This is a genomic window from Rhizobium sp. PDO1-076, from assembly GCF_000247475.1.
Classification (GTDB): Bacteria; Pseudomonadota; Alphaproteobacteria; order Rhizobiales; family Rhizobiaceae; genus Allorhizobium.
Map to the genome: position 1 here is coordinate 1 of NZ_AHZC01000105.1, position 6,395 is coordinate 6,395.

Annotated in this window: 7 protein-coding genes; 4 read left to right on the plus strand and 3 right to left on the minus strand. The window is 59.6% G+C overall.

Features of this window, described 5'->3' with window-relative positions; all coding sequences use genetic code 11:
- From PDO_RS07765 to PDO_RS07775, 3 genes are all read right to left on the minus strand, one after another.
- Nucleotides 1-1,211, minus strand: a 1,211-nt coding sequence (locus tag PDO_RS07765; protein WP_007600075.1) for an NAD(P)/FAD-dependent oxidoreductase, incomplete at its 3' end; no start/stop codon positions are given.
- Between the two features lies 1 nt (nt 1,212).
- Nucleotides 1,213-1,527, minus strand: coding sequence for a MocE family 2Fe-2S type ferredoxin (locus PDO_RS07770; protein WP_007600076.1), 315 nt, complete (start codon nt 1,525-1,527; stop codon nt 1,213-1,215).
- Between the two features lie 43 nt (nt 1,528-1,570).
- Nucleotides 1,571-2,662, minus strand: a complete 1,092-nt coding sequence (locus PDO_RS07775; RefSeq protein ID WP_007600077.1) for a fatty acid desaturase family protein — start codon at nt 2,660-2,662, stop codon at nt 1,571-1,573.
- A 164-nt stretch (nt 2,663-2,826) separates the two neighbouring features.
- Between PDO_RS07775 and PDO_RS07780 the strand changes: the two genes are divergently transcribed.
- The 4 genes from PDO_RS07780 to PDO_RS07795 all read left to right on the plus strand — a co-directional run.
- Nucleotides 2,827-3,858 (plus strand): LacI family DNA-binding transcriptional regulator, encoded by a 1,032-nt coding sequence (locus tag PDO_RS07780; RefSeq protein WP_007600079.1) that lies wholly within the window; start codon nt 2,827-2,829, stop codon nt 3,856-3,858.
- Between the two features lie 159 nt (nt 3,859-4,017).
- On the plus strand, nt 4,018-4,830 hold the full coding sequence (locus PDO_RS07785) for a TIM barrel protein (RefSeq protein ID WP_007600082.1): 813 nt from the start codon (nt 4,018-4,020) through the stop codon (nt 4,828-4,830).
- A 116-nt stretch (nt 4,831-4,946) separates the two neighbouring features.
- Nucleotides 4,947-5,870 carry a sugar ABC transporter substrate-binding protein gene (locus PDO_RS07790; RefSeq protein WP_007600084.1) on the plus strand — a complete coding sequence of 308 codons (924 nt, stop codon included), beginning with the start codon at nt 4,947-4,949 and terminating at the stop codon, nt 5,868-5,870.
- Between the two features lie 63 nt (nt 5,871-5,933).
- Nucleotides 5,934-6,395: ATP-binding cassette domain-containing protein (locus tag PDO_RS07795; RefSeq protein WP_007600086.1), on the plus strand; the 462-nt coding region annotated here is incomplete at its 3' end.

Genomic DNA, 6,395 nt, shown 5'->3' on the forward strand with positions numbered 1-6,395 from the left:
ATTTCAGTTTGACGGAGGGGTCGGGCAAGCGCTGCGGGATCCGGATGTGCCCGCCTTGAAATCAGCATTTCCGCAAGGCGAATGTCGCGTGCGACTGCGCCGCCTGGGCCAAGGCCGCTCGCCGCCACGAGGCGTCCGTCAGCATCGAGATGGAAGAGGATCTCGGCCTCGGCCGAGACCGAGCGCGAGACCGTCGAGGTCGCGCCGTCCGACAGTCCGGCCACCTGCAGCGTCAGGTCGTATTGATCCGACCAGAACCAGGGAACAGCGTCGAAGGCTTCCGCATTGCCCATCATGTTGGCGGCCGCGACATTGCCCTGTTCCTGGGCGTTGCGCCAGGATTCGAGCCTGACACGGCGGCCTCCATAGGCTGCGACCGGATAGGAACAGCAGTCGCCCGCAGCGAAGATGTCAGGATCGCTCGTCCGGAGATGGTCATCGACTGCTATGCCGTTTTCGAGAACGAGCCCCGCCTCTGCCGCAAGCGCCGTGTTGGGCTCGGCGCCGATACCGACCACGAGCGCATCAGCGTCCATCCGGCGGCCGTCGGCGAGTGCTATGCTCACAGACGCCTTGTCTTCAGCAATTGCCTGAATGCCCACACCACAGATGATGTTGACACCTTCGTAGTGATGACGCGTCTGTAGCGCGAGCGCCAATGGCTCGGGCACACCGCGCATCAGGACACGCCGCTGGACCTCGATCAGCGTCACCATGGCCCCGAGTGCGCGCCCCATGGCTGCAAGCTCCAGGCCGATGAAGCCGCCGCCGAGAATGGCGAGGTGCTGGCCGTCTCGCATGACCTGGCGGATGGCTGCCGCCTGCTCGACGGTTCTCAGAACATGGACGCGCTTCCCATACTCCAATCCGGGTAGCCGACGCGGCGAGGCGCCTGTTGCCAGAAGCAGTCGCGTGTAGGGAAGCGGATCTCCTTCGCAGAGTGCAAGCGTGTGGCCTGCCGTATCCATGGCCGTGACCTTGCGCCCCCGAAACAGGGTGATGCCGGCCTCTGCAAATCGGGCCTCGGCAACAATCGGCCGTACGCTTTCGGCCTCTGCACCCGTCTTCGACAAGGGTGGTCGCTCATAGGGCAGATGGGTCTCGTCCCCAATCAAGGTGACGGTTCCCTGATATCCCTGCTCGCGCAGAGCAAAGGCAGCGCGCACGCCCGCCTCGCCCGCCCCGACGATCACCATGCCGGAAGAGCCCATCTCAGCCGACCTGAATGAAGACGCGGCCGCCTTCGACCTTGACCTGATAGGTCTTCAGGTTGACGCAGACAGGAGCCCCCTTGGCCTCGCCGGTCTTGTAGTTGAAGCGACCGTTGTGTTTCGGACATTCGATGATGTCGTCCATGACAAGACCGTCTGCCAGATGCACGTTTTCATGGGTGCAGTGGCCAGCCGTCGCATGGTAACTATCCTCCGGGCTTCGATAGATGGCGAAGCTCTTGCCGTCGTGATCGAAGCGGATGACATCCTCTTCGTCGATCTCATGCCTGTCGCAGACGTCGATCCAGGTGCTCATCGGGTTCTCCTCCCCAAATTCTTGGTTGTCTCGGCAACCGGCGTTACTCCGCCGCCGGTGCCATGGCCTCGTGATGGAAGTCCTCGCGGTAAGGCTTGGCCGTCACTGGCAGTTCGCGCTTCAGGAAATAGTCCTCGTTACGGAGCTGGCGCAGGAAGGCCGGGATCATCTCGCCGTAGCCGTCGAGGATCGACGGGTTTGGTGCAGGAAGATCGTCCTTGATCATCGCGTGCAGTTTCGGCAGGGCATGATAGGGCACCATCGGGAACATGTGGTGCTCGACATGATAGTTCATGTTCCAGTAGATGAACCGGCTAATCGGGTTCATGTAGACAGTGCGGCTGTTCAGCCGATGGTCGATGACGTTGTCGGCCAATCCGCCATGCTGCAGAAGCCCGGTCATGACATGATGCCAGGCACCATAGAGGCGCGGCAGGCCGACCAGCATCAGCGGTAGGATTGAACCCAGGTAGACCGCGAGCGCCACCGTCGCCACGTAAATCGCAAGCCAGATGCGGGCTGCAAAGATGGCCTCGGGCTGCTCGGTCTCCGGCACGAAAGTCTTCTCCGCGGCGCTGATGATGCCGAAGGCATTGCGCACCATGTCGACCATCGCATGCCAGGCGTCCAGCAGGCCAAAGAAGTTGAGAACCAGGCGCACAAGATCCGGCGGGCGCATGACGGCGATTTCCGGATCACGACCGACAATGACCGTATCTGTGTGATGGCGCGTGTGGCTCCAGCGCCAGGTAACCGGGTTGCGCATGATCATGAAGCAGGCGACCTGATACACCACCGTGTTCATCCACATGGTCTTGAACGCCGTACCATGGCTGCATTCATGCCAACGGCTATCGGACGCGGACCCGTAGAGAACACCGTAGGCAAGGAAAAAGGGGATCGCCCAGAGGCCGCCCCAAAAATAGATGCCAAAGCCTGCGAACACGATCATGGCGCCCAGCCAGATCGCTGTATCGCGAATGGCCGGTCCGTCTTCGCGTTTCATCAGCTCCTTCATCTGCTTGCGCGGAACATCCGTGTGATACCACTCGGCTGCCGAAAGGCCGTTGGCCACGGCTGCCTGAGCGTCGCGTCCCAGCAGACTGTAATCTCTCTTGCTCGCCACCCTCGCCACGATATCCTCCTGCCTGTCCGGCTTCGGCCGGACCAATTCGCTTGACGAATGCCAGAAGGAATATCGCGGATTTCATTCTGCTCAATAGGGCCTTGATATATTCTATCATTTCACATCATTATGATGTCTCAACATGATAGAATGTCATCACACAAGGAGGTCCTGTGGCGTCGCGCCCTACCATTACCGATCTTGCCAAGGCAGCCAATGTCAGCGTGGCGACTGTCGACCGAGTCCTCAATGGGCGCCACAAGGTTCGCGAGGACACGGCCAGGCGCGTTTATGATGCAGCGAATGAAATCGGCTTCCACGCGGTCGGCCTGCTTCGGCAGCGTGTGTTCGAGGGATTGCCTCAGTACAAGCTGGGCTTTGTCCTTCAGAAGCCGGATCATCATTTCTATCAGGCGTTCGCCCGTGAGATCGAAATTGCGGTCCAGAACCATCCTGGTATACGCGGAATCGCTCAGATCGACTTCTGCACCTTTCAGGCCCCCTCAGAACTGGCAGAGAAGCTTCGCGAAATCGGAGCGCGGAACCAGGCTGTCGCGATGACCGCCCCAGATTACCCTGCTCTGTCTGTGGCCGTCGAAGAAATGAAAGCCAAAGGCGTGCCCGTCTTTTCATTGCTCTCCGACTTTGCCTCCGGAATCCGTGAGGGCTATGTTGGCCTCAACAACCGCAAAGCCGGGCGAACCGCTGCGTGGACAATCGCCAAGACCGCAAAGAAACCGGGCAAGGTTGCTGTTTTTGTTGGCAGTCACCGCTTTCATGGACATGAACTGCGTGAAATTGGCTTTCGCTCCTATTTTCGGGAACACGCGCCGGATTTCGAGGTGCTAGACACGCTCGTGAACCTCGAAACGGTTCAGATTACCCATGAAGCGACGCTCGATCTTCTGCATCGGCACCCGGATCTTGTTGGTTTCTACGTGGCAGGGGGAGGGATGGAGGGTGCGATCTCCGCCATTAGAGAGGAAAAGCTCGGTGGAAGGCATACTGTTGTGGTCAATGAACTGACGCCCATTTCCCGGGCGGCGCTGGCCGATGAAATTGTTACCCTCGCGATTGCTACGCCTCTCGCCAATCTCTGCCGCGAACTCGTGCAGTTGATGATAGAAGCCGTGGATAGTGGCCCAGCCACTGCCCCGGGCCAGACGTTCCTGCCTTTGGAGCTCTATATTCCCGAAAACATCTGAAAAAGACAGAATTCCATCATATCATTTTGCAAATTCTATCATAAATGAAATGGATTTCCGTCATTTCCGCTTTGACGAACGTCATGAAACCTGATGATTTCGTTGTCAGCAAGTCCCGAGGAGGAACGAGGGGCCTGCCACACACTTCGGGAGATTTTCATGGCTGCGCCCACTTTCGCGCTCAACCACATGGTTGCGCCACAGATGCCGCTTGGCGCTTTTTTCAAGCTTGGCAAGACACTCGGCATCACACAATTCGAGATCCGCAACGATCTGTCGGACAACGCCATCCTTGACGGGACTACGCCGGGTCAAGTTCGCGAACTGGCGATTGCAGAAGGCGTCGAGATCATCTCCATCAACGCGCTTCAGCGTTTCAACGAATGGACGCCAGCTCGTGAGGAAGAAGCGCGAAGCCTTGCGACCTATGCCGCCGCATGCGGCGCAAGAGCCCTTGTGCTGGTTCCCGTGAACGACGGCTCCGGCAAGCTGGAAGGCGAGCGCCAGGGCAATCTTCGTGTTGCACTCAAGGGGCTGAAGCCGATCCTCGAACAGGCGGGCATCATCGGCCTCGTCGAGCCGTTGGGCTTCCAGATCTGTTCTTTGCGCTCCAAGAAGGAAGCCGTCGATGCCATCCAGGCGATCAACGGTGCGGACCGGTTCAAGCTGGTGCATGACACCTTCCATCATGTTCTCGCTGGCGAGCCAGATGTGTTTCCGGCGATGACCGGTCTCGTCCACATCTCTGGGGTGGACGACCAGGAAGTCAGCGTCGACGATATGCGCGATCCGCACCGGGTCATGGTGACGGGTGGCGATCGCCTCGCCAATGTGGCGCAAATTCGGGCCCTGCTCGCTCAAGGCTATGCGGGCCCCTTCTCTTTCGAGCCTTTCTCGCCCGCTGTTCACGCCACGGCCGATGTGGTCGGCCTCGTCCAAGGCAGCATGGATTTCGTTCGCGAGAAGCTCTGACCAGATCCCCGCACGTCCAGGAGGAGTTGGGCGTGCGGGCGAATTGCCTCCTGGGGAGGAGGCGTGCCGGCTTTCAGGGGTGTTGCCGGGCACCGCACAACATGTGGAGGATTACAATGAAGAAAATCGTGGCAGGAGCCCTTTTGGGCGTGCTGATGGCATCCAGCGCAATGGCAGGCAACATCGGTGTATCGATGGCGAACTCCGATACATTCCTGACGGTACTGCGCAAGGGCATCGAGAAGGCGGCCGGCGATGCCAGCCAGCCCGTTCAGATCGAAATTGCTGACGACGACGTGCAGAAGCAGCTTTCGCAGATCCAGAACTTCATCGCGTCGAAGGTCGATGCGATCATCGTCAACGCCGTCGATACGTCGGCAACCGCGCCGATGACCAAGCTTGCCATTGATGCCGGAATCCCGATCGTCTACGTGAACCGGCAGCCAGCAGACGTGGACGCGCTTGGTGCGAAGGGCGCATTCGTCGCTTCGGATGAGGTCGAGTCAGGCACTCTGCAGACTAAGGAAATCTGCCGCATCCTTGGCGGAAAAGGTGACATCCTCGTGATGGTCGGTGATCTCGCCAATCAGGCTGCCGTCCAGCGCACGAAGGACATCCACGATGTGATTGCGACGCCTGAATGCTCGGGCATGAAGATCCTCGACGAGCAGACGGCCGCCTGGGATCCGGTCAAGGCACAGGATCTGATGACCAACTGGATGGCGGCGGGCCACAAGCCGGCTGCCGTCATCGCCAACAATGATAACATGGCCATCGGCGCCATCAATGCCATGAAGTCGGCCGGTTGGGACATGAAGGATGTGGTCGTCGGCGGCATCGACGCGACGCAGGAAGCGCTTGCCTACATGAAGGCTGGCGACCTCGACGTCACCGTCTTCCAGGACGCCTTCGGCCAGGGTGCAGGTGCGGTCGACGCAGCGGTCAAGCTCGCAAAGGGCGAGAAAGTCGACGCCAAGGTCTGGATCCCGTTCCAGCTCGTCACGCCTGAAAACATGGATCAGTTCGTTACCAAGAACTGACGCTACGATAAACAGGCCTGCCGCCATATCGGCGGCGGGCCTGTCATTCGGGGAGGAGCCAACATGGCACGATCACAGGCAGTGAGCCCGCAGACCATGCAGGCTGTCAGACAGAGCGGAGCCGTACCGCAGAGCGAATACCTGCTCGAGGTCTCGGACGTGCGAAAGGAATTTCCAGGCGTCGTTGCGCTCGATGACGTCCAGTTGAAACTTCGCCGGGGAACCGTTCACGCCCTCATGGGTGAAAACGGCGCCGGCAAGTCGACCTTGATGAAAATTCTCGCCGGCATCTACACGCCGGACAGCGGCAGCTTCAAGCTCCGTGGCATCGACATTCGCCTCAAGAACCCGCTCGACGCGCTGCAGAACGGGATCGCGATGATCCATCAGGAGCTGAACCTGATGGCACCGATGACGGTGTCGGAAAACATCTGGATCGGGCGCGAGCCGCTGACGCGCTTCGGACTGATCGACCATGCCGAGATGAATCGTCGCACGGCAGCCCTGTTCGAGCGTCTTGGCATC

Excerpts from the sequence above, each read along its gene's own strand:
- PDO_RS07770 (WP_007600076.1), bottom strand. The coding sequence starts at position 1,527 with ATGAGCACCTGGATCGACGTCTGCGACAGGCATGAGATCGACGAAGAG.
- PDO_RS07785 (WP_007600082.1), top strand. The coding sequence starts at position 4,018 with ATGGCTGCGCCCACTTTCGCGCTCAACCACATGGTTGCGCCACAGATG.
- PDO_RS07790 (WP_007600084.1), top strand. The coding sequence starts at position 4,947 with ATGAAGAAAATCGTGGCAGGAGCCCTTTTGGGCGTGCTGATGGCATCC.